The 17644-nt window shown below is 34.1% G+C and carries 12 protein-coding genes; 3 read left to right on the top strand and 9 right to left on the bottom strand.

What is annotated here, in order from left to right:
• Positions 1-5: 5 nt before the first annotated feature.
• Both V7M80_RS07465 and V7M80_RS07460 read right to left on the bottom strand, forming a co-directional pair.
• Entirely contained in the window at positions 6-233 is a 228-nt protein-coding gene (locus V7M80_RS07465; RefSeq protein WP_333695162.1) for a PspC domain-containing protein, read from the bottom strand.
• Positions 234-241: 8 nt separating this feature from the next.
• On the bottom strand, positions 242-1513 hold the full coding sequence (locus tag V7M80_RS07460; protein WP_333695161.1) for a DUF2851 family protein: 1272 nt from the start codon (positions 1511-1513) through the stop codon (positions 242-244).
• Between the two features lie 80 nt (positions 1514-1593).
• On the opposite strand from V7M80_RS07460, the gene V7M80_RS07455 reads away from it, so the two are divergent.
• Complete coding sequence (locus tag V7M80_RS07455) at positions 1594-3267, top strand: PNGase F N-terminal domain-containing protein (protein WP_333695160.1); 1674 nt, start codon at positions 1594-1596, stop codon at positions 3265-3267.
• 31 nt (positions 3268-3298) lie between these two features.
• Here the strand turns inward: V7M80_RS07455 and V7M80_RS07450 are convergent, their stop codons facing one another.
• The 6 genes from V7M80_RS07450 to V7M80_RS07425 all read right to left on the bottom strand — a co-directional run bounded on the left by V7M80_RS07450 (position 3299) and on the right by V7M80_RS07425 (position 14324).
• The gene (locus V7M80_RS07450; RefSeq protein WP_333695159.1) at positions 3299-4660 is read right to left on the bottom strand and encodes a pyridoxal-phosphate dependent enzyme; all 1362 of its coding nucleotides are present in this window, start codon (positions 4658-4660) and stop codon (positions 3299-3301) included.
• Between the two features lie 67 nt (positions 4661-4727).
• Positions 4728-6686 carry a putative porin gene (locus V7M80_RS07445; RefSeq protein ID WP_333695158.1) on the bottom strand — a complete coding sequence of 653 codons (1959 nt, stop codon included), beginning with the start codon at positions 6684-6686 and terminating at the stop codon, positions 4728-4730.
• Positions 6687-6804: 118 nt separating this feature from the next.
• A complete protein-coding gene (locus tag V7M80_RS07440; RefSeq protein ID WP_333695157.1) occupies positions 6805-7641 on the bottom strand; it encodes a DUF1735 domain-containing protein in 837 nt (278 codons plus the stop codon).
• A gap of 18 nt (positions 7642-7659) precedes the next feature.
• Positions 7660-9147 (bottom strand): RagB/SusD family nutrient uptake outer membrane protein, encoded by a 1488-nt coding sequence (locus V7M80_RS07435; RefSeq protein ID WP_333695156.1) that lies wholly within the window; start codon positions 9145-9147, stop codon positions 7660-7662.
• Positions 9148-9160: 13 nt separating this feature from the next.
• Positions 9161-12205: a SusC/RagA family TonB-linked outer membrane protein gene (locus V7M80_RS07430; protein WP_333695155.1), complete on the bottom strand. Its 3045-nt coding sequence runs from the start codon at positions 12203-12205 to the stop codon at positions 9161-9163.
• Positions 12206-12410: 205 nt separating this feature from the next.
• Positions 12411-14324: a S8 family serine peptidase gene (locus V7M80_RS07425; protein ID WP_333695154.1), complete on the bottom strand. Its 1914-nt coding sequence runs from the start codon at positions 14322-14324 to the stop codon at positions 12411-12413.
• Between the two features lie 133 nt (positions 14325-14457).
• On the opposite strand from V7M80_RS07425, the gene V7M80_RS07420 reads away from it, so the two are divergent.
• Positions 14458-15084 carry a ribonuclease HII gene (locus tag V7M80_RS07420; RefSeq protein ID WP_333695152.1) on the top strand — a complete coding sequence of 209 codons (627 nt, stop codon included), beginning with the start codon at positions 14458-14460 and terminating at the stop codon, positions 15082-15084.
• Here V7M80_RS07420 and lipB read toward each other — a convergent pair whose 3' ends face one another.
• Positions 15085-15789 (bottom strand): lipoyl(octanoyl) transferase LipB, encoded by a 705-nt coding sequence (gene lipB, locus V7M80_RS07415; protein WP_333695150.1) that lies wholly within the window; start codon positions 15787-15789, stop codon positions 15085-15087.
• 152 nt (positions 15790-15941) lie between these two features.
• Between lipB and lysS the strand changes: the two genes are divergently transcribed.
• Entirely contained in the window at positions 15942-17636 is a 1695-nt protein-coding gene (gene lysS / locus V7M80_RS07410; protein WP_333695148.1) for a lysine--tRNA ligase, read from the top strand.
• Positions 17637-17644: the final 8 nt, after the last annotated feature.

Below are 17644 nucleotides of genomic sequence, written 5' to 3'. Positions count from 1 at the left end.
TTGTCTTAAAGGTCAAAAACAGAAGATCTTTTGGTGTGAATCATGTCTTTTAATTTCAACCAAAAAGCTAGTGTCAGATAGACACCAAACCATAAACCCACCGTTACAAAAGAGATGTAAATAAAAAAAAGTCTCACATTTGAAGCTCTCATACCCAATCTATCGGCTAAACGAGACGATACATGAAACCCGTATTTTTCAAAAAAACTCCTTAATTTGTGAATTCCTTTCATAAAAAAAATTAAGTTGTAAAGTTAATTAACTTTTGTCCAATAACACAATTCAAACACTTATTTAAGGCACAATATTCCTTTTTCAATTGCAAAAGAGCCTGGGATTCCAAACTATTTTGAGCTTCAATTCCCAAATCCTTGAAACGACTTACAATGGTATTGGCTTCGGGTTTTAATGCAAAAGCCAATTGTGTGATTTGATCAATATCTGAATTTCCTTGATGCATTTGAAAAGCAAACTTTACGGGCAACACAACATTTAACAATAGCAAATCAATAAAGGAATTTGAAATCAATTTGTTTTTATTTTTTGAAACTTTATCAAATAAATAATGGGTTTTCCAATAATCGGACACAGACGTTTTGAAAGTGGAATAGAAAAACGGCAACGAATGATGAGTCATACAATAATCAAACAAAAATTGATGTTCATAGACCAATGAAGCCAACTGAACCAATCTAATAGTTGGAAAATTATCCGGCCTATGTTTAAAAAATTCAGGTTTTACGATAGCATTTGATAAATTGTATTTTTGTTTCAAATAAATCCATATTGATTTCAATTCATTCCCATATCTATCTTGGATTTCATTTTCAAGTAACCCATTAGCCCCCAAAAATAATGCTTCCAGAGATTGTAAATTGCTTTTTTCTTTTCGAATAACAGAATAAGGAATTTGAAGTAAATTTTCATAAAACAATTCTCCGTTGCTATTTAAACCGAAACCTTTTGCTAAAAAAAAGAAAAAGGTAGCTTCCCAATCGTATACACACGTTTCAAGTAATTTCTGTATCTCAAGTGATTTCTTTTCCAATCGTTCAATATACAGCCGCTCAAACCAAAAGAGTAATCGTTCATTTGACACGTTTTGCAATTGATTTTCACAGTTAATCCACGTTTTGGGTTGTAATAGATTTTCGTAGTTAAATAGCAAGTTAGTCGGTGTATATTGTTTTATTTCTAAAACAGGAATGGTATGATTCCCTTTTGTAAAAACCTCCGAATCATGATTCCAAACTACGTGAAGAATAACATTATTGTATTTGTCATCTTTTTCATGATGGTGTAAGAACCAATCGGACGAGTTGCAATGCATTTCAACATTACCAGCCCATTTTTGATTGTCTATTATCAACTTTGCATTAAAAAAATCGGGGCCGGATTTCTGAGTAAATTGACCTGTATCAATAATTACAATTGATTTTCCGCAAGTAGTTTGAAGATGAGTAAAATCAAATTTTTTATTTTGCCAAATGAAATGCAAAAAAGATTCTTTCATAATAAATTTGTATGGAGTGTATGGAACTAAATTACTAAATTTAATTTAATACTGTACTTTTGTTTCAAATAAAATGAATTATGAAAAGCAACTTCTTACTAATATTATTTTTTATAAGCATTTGGGGTAATGCCCAAAAGAAGGAATCTGCATTAAAAATTTCTTATGAAACCTTTTCCAACGGAAAACCTACAAATTCTGAACCTATTCTGGTTTTTACAGATGCCAATCAAACCATTCTCACCAATGCGTCTATTATTTCAAAAAAGGCTTCATATCCTTTTGAACTTTCCATCATTAACAGACCCCATTGGGACACCAAATCATGGTCTCAACTAAATGAAAAACAAGCCATTGAAACGGTGGATAGTATTCAAATTGAGAATCAAAAATTCACTTTTAGCGATGAACAAAAAATAATTTTGGGCTATACTTGCCATAAAGCGGTTAGTATTATTAATTCGAATACTTTAGAAGTTTGGTATACTAAAAGCTCCGGATATTGGGGTTCTCCAACGCTTTTAGGACAAGAATTAGGTTTGGTCTTAGAAATTACGCGTAACGGAAACTTTACTATAAAAGTAAAATCTATAGAAAAAATAAAACAAATGCCCCAGGAAGCATTACCTCCAAAAGTTTCTACTAAAGCTGTAAACACATTAACTTACAAAGATTTAATTTGGAAAGCTCGTTTTAAAACAATTTCAGTATTCAAAAATGAGCAAATATGCTTTTCTGAAACTTCAAAATCAAATGATAGTATTCTCAAATTTGCCAACGGAACCGTAATTATTCGAAAAATAAAATTCCCCGAAATAAAAAAAGGTTCACAACTATTTGCTGAACTTATTACACAATCCAATGGTGATGCCTATGATAGAACAGGTAGCGTATTTGTGATTCCTGAAGATAAAAAAATTTCATTTCTTGACGGTATGAAATTTGGTGTAAATGAACTTCCCAAATATGAGAATAATAATTCTAAAAAATATCAAGGTGTGGTTGCCAATTCTGATTTTACCCCATTAGTTGAAATCATGCGTTTTTTCACTCCTTTTGGTATTAATCATTACAATTACATTCAGTTAAAAGATAAGACTTGGCATGACAAAGTAAGTTACAGACAGGACTTGAGTGATTTAAATGACTATCTAAGCAATAAAGAGTTATGGGTTGGTGTATTTATAGGTAATTATGATAAAGGCGGTCACAAGGTTACGTTAGATTTTACTATTCATAATGGAGAAGAAAATGAAATCAAAACCAATCAATACATTCCTTTGTTTAATACTACGAATGTGTTAGAGATGGCCGGGCAAGAATATGGAACCCTATTTGATTCAGAAGAAGGTTTGAAAGTAGCATTTACAATTGAAAAGCCATTGAAAAACGTACGACTTAGATATATTACAACCGGACACGGGGGATGGTCTAACGGAGATGAATTTGTTCCTAAAAAAAATACGGTGCTTTTGAATAATGAGATTGTTTTTAGTTTTACCCCATGGAGAACCGATTGCGGTTCTTACAGGCTATACAATCCGGCTTCAGGGAATTTCTCGAACGGTTTGTCCTCTTCAGACTACAGCAGATCTAACTGGTGTCCGGGAACTGTTACCTATCCCATAGATATCGATTTGGGTGATTTACCTATAGGTAATCACACGATACAAATAAAAATTCCGCAAGGTAAACCGGAAGGTGGCAGTTTTAGTTCGTGGAATATTTCCGGAATTTTAATTGGTACAGAATAAAAAGAGCCACTCCTTTGGAGTGGCTCTTTTTTTAATTTATTGAACTTATAATATCGTGTTTGGTAATAATATGATATTTCCCATTTTCAAGTTCAACCAAAACAGCTTGATTTTCTTTGTTAATGAGTTTTGTGACTTCTTCTATTGGTGCATTTTGAGAAACTATAGGATAGGGCCTACCCATAACTTCACGAATAGGTTTGTTGGCAATATCCTTTGATTCAAAATAACTTTTAAACAAATCGGATTCATCTAAAGAACCTACAAATCCGGTAGTATCGATTACGGGAATTTGTGAAATATTAAACTTTTTCAAACGTTCAATGGCATGGGAAACCAATTCTTCTGTTCTAACCGTAACCAAAGGTTTAGAACTGTGCGATGCAATTAAATCCAAGGCAATTGTTTTCTCTTCATCGAGAAAACCACGCTCCCGCATCCAATCATCATTGAACATCTTCCCTACATATCTACTTCCCGAATCGTGAAACAAAACGACAACAACATCATCCGGTTTGAACTCGTTTTTAAGTTGAAGCACTCCTTTGATAGCAGCACCGGCAGAATTACCTACAAATATTCCCTCCTCAAGAGCCAATTTTCGGGTAAAAACAGCGGCATCTTTATCTGTTACCTTAGTAAAACCGTCAATCAAAGAGAAATCAACATTCTTGGGAAGGATATCTTCACCTATTCCTTCTGTGATATAGGAATAAATTTCATTCTCGTCAAATATACCGGTTTCATGGTATTTTTTAAATACGGAACCATAGGTGTCAATTCCCCACACTTTTACATTTGGGTTTTGTTCCTTTAAATATTTTGCCACACCGGATATTGTACCTCCGGTACCAACACCCACGACAAAATGCGTAATTTTACCTTCGGTTTGCTCCCAAATTTCAGGACCTGTTTGTTCATAGTGGGCAATAGCATTTGAAGGATTATCATATTGATTCACATACCAAGAATTAGGAATCTCGGTACCCAATCTTTTGGAAACAGAATAATACGATCTTGGGTCATCGGGTTCTACATCGGTTGGACAAACAATTACTTTTGCACCAACAGCTCGTAAAATATCCATTTTTTCTTTTGACTGTTTATCTGTGATAACACATATCAACTTATATCCCTTGACAATAGCTCCTAAAGCAAGACCCATTCCTGTATTTCCTGAAGTACCTTCAATTATAGTTCCTCCAGGTTTTAATCTTCCATCGGCTTCTGCATCTTCAATCATTTTTAGGGCCATTCTGTCTTTTACAGAATTACCGGGATTAAAAGTTTCAACCTTAGCCAAAACCAAACAATCCAAATCTTTTGTAATTTTATTTATTTTAACCAAAGGTGTATTTCCAATGGTTCCTAAAATATTTTCAGCATATTTCATAGAGGTATCTTAAAGTTTGTAAAGGTATTGATTAATGTAAAAGATAGCAAAATCTACTACGAGATTCTTATTGAAAGAAATTCCACTCTAAACCAAATCGAACAATAAAATCACGGTAAGGATAATCGGGAGCACTGTAATAATTAAATCCAGTAAGTGAAGAATTGAAATGCTCTGCTTTTAGATAAATACGTGTTTGTTTGATTTTAGCATTGATAAAAAAATCAATCATGGGAAAATTTCCAATTTTAGTTTGGTTTTGTGTATAAAAGGAAGCAATGAGCGGATTGTAATTGTCAGCATGATAAGCTGAAAAATAATTTACAATAAATCCGGTTTGTAAAAACAATGCTTTTTTAAAATAAAAATCAGAAAAATACAGAGAGGAGCGAAGTGTTACTTCGGGCAAATTTAAAACTGGGTCTGGTTGAGAAACCGATTGATACAAAACGGTATTATCTAATCCTAATTTCCACCAAGTAAATTCTTTTCTAAACTGAAGACTAAGATAATTAATTGTATTTTGATATTGTTTAGGGGTTACAGACAATACATTTCCGTCTGTTGAATCGTCACTAAAATATAAAAAATCGGCTATTGATTTATATTGTAGCGATACATCTACCCAAGGCGATTTTATTTGACCTTCTATTGAATTTATTTTTTCATTATTAAATTGATTAAACCAATTGTAAGTAGCATAATCACTTTGAAATAATGTAAACAAATTGTCTGGAAGTTTTGAAATATGTTGTAGAGATAGTGACAAATCTAATTTATTAAACTTATAATTCAAATCTGCCGAAAATTCTGAAACCTCTTGTTGGGATAAGGATGAAAAGAATTTAACACGAGTTGCAAATGAATTCTTTTGTAAAGCATAACTCCCACCTAAAACGGTAATATTTTCATTTATTGCGTTGGGAATGAATTCTGATTCAGATACTATAACTCTATTGTAAAAATAATTGTAATTAAAATTTTGAATATAAGTATTAAAAACGCCCATTTTAGAATCGTAACCAATTCCTAAATTGGTATCGAATTTTGAATATCGTGTTTTTGTTTTATTATTTTGAGTCACAAAAGATTCACCAAAACGATTAAAGTTTACATTACCTTGAGGCGTAGTTATTGAAGTAGAAACAGTGGGTTGACTAAATTCAAAGAATTTGTGTTCAAAATTAATTTGATTGATTAAGTAGAATTTATTTTCTGACGTAGGATTTCCAAGCCAATAAGATTGATTTAGAAAATAGCGATTTCCTTTAAGTAGTGTTGTAGCATTTTCTAAGTACACTTGCAATCTTGCACGCGATTCAAACTCGGGGTCACCACTTTCAAAGTCTTCTTTAAAAATAATTCCACCATTTTCACCGTTTAAAATATCTTGTGCTACAAAATGAGCCTTCAAAAAATACCTTTTGGAGGGTGAACTGTAATTAGTAGTAAACCTAAAATTTCCGGTACTTGAAAGTTGATTAATGAACTTTCCCACCGATCTGAGTCCTTTATAAGCTAGAGAGAAGTTAAAATTCTCAGAAGTATTAAGGGTTATAAAGGCATCTAAAGATTGTCCTTGTTCCATAACCGTTTTAAAATAAAGTTCGGTTAAAGGTGTAGGAACATGATAATAAAGAATATCCTGAGCAGAGGAATAATTAAAATGTTTACCTACAAAACCCATTTGGGGAAAAGCACTTGACTTTTTAAGACCATAAAATAAAGTAGTATAAGTTTGACCTTCATTAGCAAAAGGCAACAAACCAAAAATATCTTTTCTTAGATAATTGTATCTGTACTCTTTTTGAATGGTTAAACTGGTATCAACAATAACAGTATCTCTTTCAATAGAAAATATTTTGTACTGATTGATATTAGCTTTTAACGCTTTGTCTTGCGTGACATCTTTAAAAGCTGTAGAATCGGACATAGGAACATTTGAACCTCCGAGTACTCTCTCTTGTCTTATTTGAGCAAATAAGAAAGAAGATACCAATAAAAAAAGAAGTGTTATTTTACTCATCCCTATAAAATGTAGGCAAATATAACTGATTCATTAAAATTAAAAGTAAAAGAAAACTAAAAATAAAAAAAGAGTCCTGAATTCAGGACTCTTTCTATAAACAAAATGAATTGTTAAATTATAGTGGAGTGTATACTGAAACACCTTCTTCACCATAAGTTGGAGCGAACCAAGATATAGTTATTACTCCAGTCGCAGGATTGTAGGTATTTACACCACCAGATAACATTTCAAGAGGACCATAAGGTTCAATTTGATTTGTCCAAGAAACTTGACCACAATTTACAGTAAAATTAAGTCTGTTTTGAGTTAAATTACAAGTTCCATAAGCTGTACAGTATGGACCTACTGAGTATAAACCTCCTGAGAAATCATTTACATAATAATTATTAACTCCAGTTCCAGCAAAAATCTGTACACTATTAATAGTGTGAGGATTAAAACTTGGTAAGAAATCATGATAAGCATAAGTAGTAGTCACAGAGTATAGACCTGCTAAACTAGTAGGACAAGATCTAAAAATGTTAACAACTAACTTCTTTTTACCAGCCATAGCATATCCATCAGTAGGTGTCAAATCTAATGTAAGAACATAAGTAACTCCATCAGGAATATTAGCAAAAACACCAGAAATTGAGAAAGTGTCTGTATATTCACCAGCTGAAATTACGAGTGATGAACTATTAATAGTATAAGTATTAGCTGGAGCAGTAGTTTCTTCTGCATTTACAGTAACAGCATATGTTCTATCTACATTAGAACGTGTAGTTACACCAACTTTAACTTCTGCACTACCACCTTCAGTTGAAACCGGTACACTTGCTGTAGAATTGAAAAAGAAATATACAGTATCCCCTCCATCTACATCATAAGTAGTAGTTTCTTCTCCACAACTTACTAAAGTAGCAGCAGCAAAAAGGAAAACTAAACTTAAATTTTTAAATATATTTTTCATAATTACGAATTAATATTATTAATAATTTGGATTTTGTTGAGCTCTGATAACTGAGTTAACTCTAGTCTCAATAATTGGAATTGGAAGAGTAAATCTATAATCAGTTACTGGAAGAGTACAAGCACCGTTGAAGTCACAATCTCTAAAATATCTATCGATAGATTGGTTAGCTAATGCACCTAAACGTTTGATATCAATATAACGGTGACCTTCAAAACATAACTCTATTCTTCTTTCCTTTAAAATATCTGCCCAAGCTTCAGTTGCGTTAGCATATACAGGAAGCGTAGTTGCAGGTTGACCAGTTACAATTCTAGCATCACGAACTTGTTTTAAAACAGAAGCTACAGAATTTGAAGCACCATTTAAATTTCCTGCGTTTGCTAAAGCTTCAGCTTTAATAAAATACATTTCAGAAACACGGAATACTTTAACATCATTTAAAAGTGGTGCACCCGCTTTACCAGGATATTTACCAATAATTAATACATCATCAAAACGGTAATCAGGTGTAGTTGCAGGATCAGCAGCAATAACAGATGTAGATCCAACAAAAGCAGTTCTTCTGATATCACCAGGAGTCGCATTAATTAAATTGAATAGGTTTCTACCCATATCTAAGAAAGGACCACCTTGGTAGTTAGGCTGATTGAAGAACCAAATTGAGTTGATTGTTCTCTTACCTACAGGTCTGTCTAACGTGAAGATGTTCTCGCCTTGTGCTAAATCCCTAAACATAGTCAAATATGGACTACTAGCTGTTGTACCTGCAGCTGTTAAAGGAACTGCATCTATCAAAGCTTGTGCGTTTGTTAATGCTGTAGTATAGTCACCTCTGTAAGCAGCCATACGGGCACGGAAAGCTTTAATGAAATTTTGAGTTACAAACTTGTAATTTGTAGGATTTCCTAAGTTAGCTTCAGCAAAAGCCAAATCTTCCTCAATAAATTGGTATAATTCCCCATTAGTAGCACGTGGTAAAAGATCTGTTGTAGTTGGTACAAAATCCATTTTAATTACACCAAGTGCACTATTATCTTTCAAATTTGTTGAAAAATGAGTCATCAAGAAAAAGTGTGAGAAAGCTCTTAAAGCTCTTGTCTCAGCCAAAATTTGATTGAATTCAGCTTCTTGACCAGGTTGTACTGTTACACCTTGAGCACCTCTAATTAAGCGGTTTGCATAGTTGATTAATCTGTACTGAGTTACCCACATATTGTTTGGAGCTGCAGAGTTATCCTGTAAAATGTGACGGTAATCATCAAGATTTTGACCCCCATTAGCATATCCAATACCAACTTCATCTGTGAATACAGTTGAGAATGCTATAGACTCTTCATAGTCCATTTGATTGTAAACTGCTCTTAAAGCTAAAGTCATATCCGCCACAGTACGGTAGGCAGCAGCATCATTGAACTCTCCATCTTGGATGATTTCAATGGCATCATTACAAGAAAACGAAATTCCTGCGATAATGGCTAAAACATAAATTTTTAAATTTTTCATATTTCAATTTTTTTTAAAATTCTAAATCAAATCCAAAAGAAACAATTTTAGGAGTTGGATAACCACCAAAAGTGCTTCCAGCATTACTCTCTGGATCAAAACCTCTCCATTTTGACCAAGTTAACATATTCTCAGCTTGACCATAAATACGTAAACTAGTTAAGAAAGTTTTATCTAAGAATTTTGAAGGCACATTATAACCTATAGAAGCAAAACGCAAACGCACATATGAAGCATCACGCAACCAACGATCTGATAATCCGTCAAGAGCTAAATTTGTAGCAGTTAAAGATGGAACATCAGTAACTGGATTATCTGGAGTCCAATAATTAGCCATGTCAATAGATTGAGGGAAGTTTGCAATTCCGTTAGCATCAATCAAACCAGCCAAGTCAAAGTCATATCTCCACACATCCTTAACAAATGAAAACTGAGTTGTCATGAAGAAACCTTTGTAAGTCAAATCAAATCCAAAACCACCTTGATAAACTGGAATTGGAGATTTTCCAGTTGAAACACGGTCAGCTGATGTTGGGTTTTCAGTTACCAAACCATTTCTATCTAAGAACAATAAGTTACCATTAGCAGGGTTAACACCTACATAACGAATGTTGAAATATTGGTTAACAGGACCTCCAATCTCATTGATTTGTAAGTCACCTACATTTACGAAACCATCTTCATTTGGTATTTCAGTAAATTTGTTTTTGTTGTATGAACCATTGAAATTCAATGTAAAGGTCAAGTCATTAGTTTTGAATAAATCATAAGCCAACAATACCTCAACCCCTCTATTTTGTAATTCTCCAATATTACCTGCTAATGAAGTTATACCATTAACAGCAGACACTGGTATAGATTGATACAAATCAGAAGTTACTTTTTCATAGATATCTAAAGATCCTCTAAAACGTTTTTTAATTACAAAATCAACCCCTACGTTTGCTTGAGCTACAGTTTCCCAACGAGCATCTGTATTAGCAACAGAAGAAGGGAACAAACTCAAAAGGTTACCATAACCGCTTCCAGTACCATATAAGTTGCGAATAATTGAAGCACCTGAATAAATACTTCCACCTAAAATATTTTGGTTACCTGCTGTTCCATAAGAAGCTCTTAATTTTAACTCATCAAAAATAGAACCACTCATGAAAGCTTCTTTATTTAAATTCCAACGTCCTGATACAGACCAAAATGTTCCCCATTTGTAATCGTCTGTAAATCTGTATGTAGCATCACGTCTTACAGAGGCTCCAAAACCGTATTTTGAATCGTAATCGTAATCAACTGTTCCAAAATAAGAAAACAAACCTGCTTTTTGTTTTAAAGCTCCAACAGTTGGTCTATATAAAGTAGGAGTTGCAGGGTTAAAAGGAATGTAACCTGTACCGGCACCTGGAGCAGATGTTCTAGGATCTAAACCAGTTTGAGTATAAGTCATTACTTTTCTATGAGCTTTGAAATACTCTGTCATTAACGAAGCATCAAAAGTATGCTTATCTTTAAATACTTTATTGTAGTTTAAACGTGTATTGGCATTAAAAGAGAAATCTCTATCATTAGTTTCTGTAACCAAACCTCCAAACTGTGCTCCAGGAGGAGTTGCAGCGATTGCCAAATACGATTGAGGATTACGAGCAAATAAACGCGTATTCTCAGTCATATCCATACCTGCTTGAGTTGAAAAAGTTAAATCTTTAGTTATCTTATAGGCACCACTTGCTTGTGCTAATAACTTCAACTCATTAAATTCACTTGTAATATTACCTGGTCTTAAATAGTCCATCAACATGTAAGGAACAATAGCAAAACTTGGCCCACCAAATTGATTGAATAATTGTTGACCGTTAACATAAACTGCAGGATCTAAATATGGCACAGACGAAAGCATACCTTGTAATGGATTTTGCAATACGTTACCATCAATATCAGTTCTTGTCTCTTGATCTAGCTGATTTCGTTTAGAAAAGTTAGCGTTAATATTCGCCGAATAATTGAATTTATCATTATCTGACTTTCCAGAGAAATTATTTCTGAAAGTAAAACGCTTAATCTGAGTACCAGGCACAATACCTTCTTGCTCAAAATAACCTAAAGACACATAAGAGTTTAAGTTTTTACTACCACTTGTTAAGCTTAAGTTGTGATCTTGAGAAACTCCAGTTTGAAAGAAAATCTTTTCCCAATCTGTATCAATTTCCCAAGCAGCAATTTCTGCATCAGACAAAGTTGAACCTAAACCAGACCCAAAATCTTTTTGTAATTGTAATGTCTGTTTAGAATTCATGATTCTATAATCATGATCTTGTAACGATGTAAAACCAGTTACTACAGAATATCTCACATTCAACTTAGAATCAAAAGTACCTCTTTTTGTTTTTACCACGATAACCCCGTTCGCACCACGGTTACCATAGATAGAAGTTGCAGCTGCATCTTTAAGTACAGAAACCGATTCAATATCGTTCGGGTTGATACTTCTAAAGTTAACTTGGTTAGCCGGAACACCATCGATTACAAACAAAGGCTGAATATTCCCGTTAACCGAACCCACACCACGAAGAATGATGGTTGTATTAGCAGAACCTGGTGAACCAGAACCTGTAGCAATGTTCAAACCAGGAACCTGAGCCTGTAAAGTTTGAACGAAAGAAGCATTTGGTCTTCCCTCAATAGTCTTAGCCGAAACTGTAGTAGAAGCAATATTAGATTTTGCTTTTGCAGTAGTTCTATACGCTTCAACAACTACTTCACCTAACGTAGTAACGTCCTGCTCCATAGTAATGTTAACGGTATTAGAAGATCCTACTGTTACAGTTTGAGTCTTTAACCCAATGTAAGAGAACTCTAAAACATCTCCTTGTTTTGCTGAGATAGAATATTTTCCATCAAAGTCAGATTGCGTTCCTGTTGTTGTTCCTTTAACAATAACAGTCACACCGGGTAAAGGCTGACCTCCCTCCGAAATGGTTCCCGAAACAGTCTTTTGCTGAGCAAAAGAAAGCTGTACAAACAACGCCAAGAGCAGCGTGAAAATCCATCTAAAATTTGTTTTCATATTAAAAATTTGAGTTAGTTATTGGGCAAATATATTAATTTTTTATTAAAAAAAAACATTCAACAGATTAAATTAACCCGTTAAATAGTTAAAAAACGTATGAATTAGGCGATTTTTTTCTCTTAAAATTATATCAATAAAAAAACGGAAAGAAAAAAATCCTTTCCGTCATTTTATGACCGTTAAATAAAAAAGAGCTTTGAAACTACTTTTTTACAATTTTTTTAGTGACAAAACTATCTCCAGATTTAATACGAACTAAATAAACCCCTGAAACTAATGACGTAGAATCAATTGAATATTCACCAGAAAATAGACTGGAACTGTCAATTAAAACCTGTTTTACAATTCTTCCTTGAATATCAAAAATCGAAATTTCGTCTACCGATAATGAAGTATTTGTATTAATAGAGAACGAATCACCAACCGGATTTGGACTAATTGCAAAATCACTAGCATCTAACGAAGTTAGACTTAAATTTTCATCAATTCCGGTTACTATTATTGTATAGTCTTGCGAACCTCCCGTTAAATTACCTTTATGAGAAACCGTAATGGTATACTGTCCTGTTGGATTCTGAATTTCAATTTTCTCAATATTATCAACATTGTTATCCCCTTGTACTGCTGCTTCAGTTGGAGTTGCACCTAAACGCCATGGAAAAAAGGTTTCACTGTTTTTTGTAATTCGTATATCTAAATTATTTACCAAAACCGGAGTAGTCAAATCAACAACACTACCATTTGCAGCACCAGCTCGGTCCGTCCAACAAATGGTAGCCACCAAAGGCTGATTACCCAAGGCAGTCACTACTTTAGTGTAAGTTTGACCTTGTGTTAAAGTTCTCTCATTTATAATTGAAAGACCTGAACCCCTATTTGTAATAGTTTGAGCTGCACGTTCTGCATTGAAAAGCCCCCATCCAAACATGGGATCCGGACCATCCCATGGTCCTGCTTCGTCGGCAGTATGTAACACCAACCCTCTTAATGTGGCCGACCTCATAAAGGCCCCACTATTAAGATTACTATAATGCTGTTGCAACAACAAAATGCCACCTGTAACAACCGGTGCTGCCATAGAAGTACCACTTGAAATACCATGTGCAGAGGTGTTTGCATTTGAAGTAGAAGTTACATTTACACCTTTTGCCGAAATGTCGGGTTTAACTCTATTATCATCTGTTGGCCCATAACTCGAAAATGAAGCAATATTAACACTTGAAGGACCGGTGTAATTAGTTACTTGATTAACTGCAGCAACAACCAAAGTGTTTTTAGAAGTTTTATTTCCATTGATAAGATCGTAACCTCCTTTGGTTGGATTGATAGTTTGATTCAAATCATTTCTGTCATTACCCGCCGCGTGAACTGACAAATAGAAAGGAGCTGCAAAAGCAATTTCATCAAGTTGTCTAGAACGTGTTGTGTAGGCTCCAAATTGAAATAAGGGCAATTGAGCTGCAATTTGACCGTAGGAGTGATTTGACGCAAGAAGACCAAAACCAGCTTCAAAAGCCATTTCAGCGTAATCATTTGTCCAATCTAAAACATATCCGGCCGCTTGTGAAGCCATTCCTTTTGAAGAGGCATTAGTCAAACCCGAACCCAAAACTGTTCCCGTTACGTGAGTAGAATGAAACGAAGCATCTACCGAGGAACCATCTAATGTAATCAATCTTCCTCCAAAATCTTGATGAGCATTTAAAGGCACATTTTGATCCCAAACTCCTACTATCATATTTTGACCGTCAAGGTTTAGATTTAATGATCCCCCAGTGTTGAGTCTGTTTATTTTTGATGTCGCTGCTGCACCTACATTATAGGTAACATAATACAATGGTTGACCATTTTCCAAAACTCCTTGCAGTTCAGCATAAGAACCTTGCTCTGTTACATATGTAACAGGCCAACCTTTCTCAACTGCTAATTGTAAAGCTTTTTCTCTTGACTCATTGCTTTGAAGCAAAAATTGTTGGTGTAAATTTTTTAAAGTCTCAACATCTGTTTCTTGAATAATTTTTTCTCTTTGCTGTGCCGTTTGAGAACAAACGGTAAAAGCAGAAAAAAGGAACATCAATCCGACAATTGATTGCAAAGTAATTTTTCTTTTCATCATTTTTTTTATTGCTAAAATACGTATTTTGGAAAATTTTAAAATCAGGATTAACATTGTATTAACCCAAATTTGGGAAACAAATATAAAAAATCTTTGCGACTTTAATAATTAAAAGTACATTTGGGATAAATAAATGAAATTGAAAGCCAAAACCAAACTCTTCCCTTACTACAAATATAAAGAACTTGAATGCGGTACAGATGAAGCCGGAAGAGGTTGTCTTGCCGGACCGGTTACGGCTGCAGCCGTTATTTTACCCCAAGATTTCTATATTGAAGAACTCAACGACTCTAAGCAGTTATCCGAGAAAACCAGAATGCAATTAAAACCTCTAATTGAAGAAAAATCGGTCGCCTTTAGTTTTTGCCACATCGAACCCGCTGAAATTGATCAAATTAACATTTTAAACGCATCCATAAAAGCCATGCATATAAGCATTGCCTCACTCTCTATTTCTCCAAAATTTATAATTGTTGACGGAAATCGATTTAAACCTTATGAAAATATTTCACACGAAACTATAGTGAAAGGCGATTCCAAATACTTGAGTATAGCAGCAGCATCTGTATTAGCCAAAACATACAGAGATAAATACATGGAAACCATTCACGAAGAGTATCCCATGTATAATTGGAAACAAAACAAAGGCTACCCCACCAAAGAACATAGGGAAGCAATTGCCAAATACGGCCTCACCAAATACCACAGATTGAGTTTCAAACAACTCCCAGAACAACTTAAAATAGATTTTGGATTGTGATTATAAGGGCATAAAAGCCGATTCAAATAAATCTGAAAAATGTTGATTAATTTTCAACTTCACTTCATCCATATTTACGATATCTACACCCAATTCGACATTCAAAGATGTCACAGCTTTACCTTTTATGCCACAAGGTATAATGTGATCAAAATAACCCAAGTTGGCATTTACATTCAATGCAAATCCATGCATGGTTACCCAACGTGAAGCCCTAACTCCCATAGCACAAATTTTTCGGGCAAAAGGGGTTCCAACATCCAACCATACTCCGGTTTCTCCATCACTTCGTTCTCCTTTTAATCCATAATCTTTAAGAGTGAGAATTACAGATTCTTCAAGAAGTCGAAGATATTTATGTATATCTGTAAAAAAATTTTCTAAATCCAATATAGGATAACCCACAATTTGTCCGGGACCATGATAGGTTATATCCCCACCTCTATTGATTTTGTAAAATGAAATTTCTTTTTCTCTTAATTGCTGTTCTGATAGCAGCAAATTTGTAAAATCACCACTTTTGCCTAAAGTGTAAACGTGGGGATGTTCTACATAGAGAAAATAATTTGGAGTTTTTTTATCCTCTCCGTTTTTTCTGTTGCCTATTTTGACATCCAATATAGATTGAAACAATTGCTCTTGATAATCCCAAGTTTCTTTGTAATCTTTAATTCCCAAATCCTTAAAAAATATATCCCGATTCATAAGTAGATATTGAATTGCAAAATTAAGCATTTTAAATTATACCTATTTGAAAATAAACTCATTTAACTAGTGGTTCTCAAACCCAGTTTATAGCCAAAAGGAGATTGACACTTACTAAAAAAGTTTTATCTTTGCCCCTTTAATAAAAAAATATGCAACTCTCCGAACAAGAAATTATCAGACGTGAAAAACTAACGGTTTTAAGAAATCTTGGAATCAATCCGTATCCAGCTAATCAATACCCACTTACAGATACAGCTGAAACCGTAAAAAACCAATTTACAGAAGGGAAAAAGGTTTGTGTTGCCGGAAGGATAATGAGTACGCGAATTCAAGGTAAAGCTTCATTCGCCTCCTTACAAGATAGTACCGGAAGAATTCAATTGTATTTTAATCGTGACGAAATTTGTCCTGGAGATGACAAAACTTTATACAACGAGGTTTTCAAAAAACTGGTTGACCTTGGTGACTTTATTGGGGTTGAAGGAGAACTGTTTACAACACAAGTTGGCGAAAAAACCATTAAAGTTACCCATTTTACCTTCCTGAGTAAAACTTTAAGACCTTTGCCTTTACCTAAAACAGATGCCGAAGGGAATACTTTCGATGCTTTTACCGACCCTGAACTCAGATACAGAATGCGTTATGTAGACTTAGTTGTAAATCCTCAGGTAAAAGAAGTTTTTGTTAAAAGAACAAAATTATTCAATGCAATGAGAACCTTTTTCAATGAAAAAGGATATTTTGAAGTAGAAACTCCAATATTACAATCTATACCGGGCGGAGCCGCAGCAAGACCCTTTATTACTCATCACAATAGTTTAGATATTCCATTATATATGAGAATAGCAAACGAACTGTACTTAAAACGACTTATTGTAGGTGGATTTGATGGTGTTTATGAGTTTTCAAAAAACTTCAGAAATGAAGGTATGGATAGAACTCATAATCCGGAATTTACCGCCATGGAAATCTATGTAGCCTATAAGGATTACAATTGGATGATGGAATTTACCGAAAATCTGTTAGAATATTGTGCTATATCTGTGAATGGAACTACAGATGCAACTTTTGGTGAACACCAAGTAAGTTTTAAAGCTCCCTATCCAAGAGTAACCATGACAGATGCCATAAAAAACTTCACCGGTTTTGACATTTCAGACAAAACCGAAGAAGAAATAAGAATTGCCGCAACAAACATGGGAATCCCGGTAGATGATTCTATGGGTAAAGGAAAATTAATTGATGAAATTTTTGGGGCCAAATGTGAAGGTAATTTTATTCAACCTACTTTCATTACAGACTATCCCAAAGAAATGAGCCCGCTGTGTAAGGTTCACAGAGATAATCCGGAACTTACCGAACGGTTTGAACTTATGGTTTGTGGAAAAGAAATCGCCAACGCATACTCCGAACTTAATGACCCTATTGACCAAAGAGAACGATTTGAAGCACAATTAAAATTAGCCGATAGAGGAGACGACGAAGCTATGTTTATAGATAACGACTTCCTTAGAGCTCTAGAATACGGAATGCCTCCTACATCTGGTTTAGGTATTGGAATGGATAGATTAATAATGTTTTTAACCAACAATCAATCCATACAAGAAGTACTTTTCTTCCCACAGATGAGACCGGAAAAAAAAGCTATTGAATTAACGGAAGATGAAAAAATCATAGCCGACTTGGCTAAAGGAAACAACTTGTGCGAGCTTGCCCAACTTAAGGAACAATCCGGTTTAAGTGGTAAGAAATGGGATGCTGCGATGAAAGGATTAGCCAAACACAACTTGATTAAAATTCAAGTTGATGGAGATTCTAAAAAAGTTGAATACTTAGGAAAATAAAAAAACAG

It is taken from the genome of Flavobacterium sp., from assembly GCF_036759525.1.
Lineage (GTDB): Bacteria > Bacteroidota > Bacteroidia > Flavobacteriales > Flavobacteriaceae > Flavobacterium.
The sequence above is the reverse complement of the archived record's forward strand: the minus strand, read 5'-3'. Positions and strand labels throughout refer to the sequence as shown.

Excerpts from the sequence above, each read along its gene's own strand:
- V7M80_RS07465 (WP_333695162.1), bottom strand. The coding sequence starts at position 233 with ATGAAAGGAATTCACAAATTAAGGAGTTTTTTTGAAAAATACGGGTTT.
- V7M80_RS07460 (WP_333695161.1), bottom strand. The coding sequence starts at position 1,513 with ATGAAAGAATCTTTTTTGCATTTCATTTGGCAAAATAAAAAATTTGAT.
- V7M80_RS07455 (WP_333695160.1), top strand. The coding sequence starts at position 1,594 with ATGAAAAGCAACTTCTTACTAATATTATTTTTTATAAGCATTTGGGGT.
- V7M80_RS07450 (WP_333695159.1), bottom strand. The coding sequence starts at position 4,660 with ATGAAATATGCTGAAAATATTTTAGGAACCATTGGAAATACACCTTTG.
- V7M80_RS07445 (WP_333695158.1), bottom strand. The coding sequence starts at position 6,686 with ATGAGTAAAATAACACTTCTTTTTTTATTGGTATCTTCTTTCTTATTT.
- V7M80_RS07440 (WP_333695157.1), bottom strand. The coding sequence starts at position 7,641 with ATGAAAAATATATTTAAAAATTTAAGTTTAGTTTTCCTTTTTGCTGCT.
- V7M80_RS07435 (WP_333695156.1), bottom strand. The coding sequence starts at position 9,147 with ATGAAAAATTTAAAAATTTATGTTTTAGCCATTATCGCAGGAATTTCG.
- V7M80_RS07430 (WP_333695155.1), bottom strand. The coding sequence starts at position 12,205 with ATGAAAACAAATTTTAGATGGATTTTCACGCTGCTCTTGGCGTTGTTT.
- V7M80_RS07425 (WP_333695154.1), bottom strand. The coding sequence starts at position 14,324 with ATGATGAAAAGAAAAATTACTTTGCAATCAATTGTCGGATTGATGTTC.
- V7M80_RS07420 (WP_333695152.1), top strand. The coding sequence starts at position 14,458 with ATGAAATTGAAAGCCAAAACCAAACTCTTCCCTTACTACAAATATAAA.
- lipB (WP_333695150.1), bottom strand. The coding sequence starts at position 15,789 with ATGAATCGGGATATATTTTTTAAGGATTTGGGAATTAAAGATTACAAA.
- lysS (WP_333695148.1), top strand. The coding sequence starts at position 15,942 with ATGCAACTCTCCGAACAAGAAATTATCAGACGTGAAAAACTAACGGTT.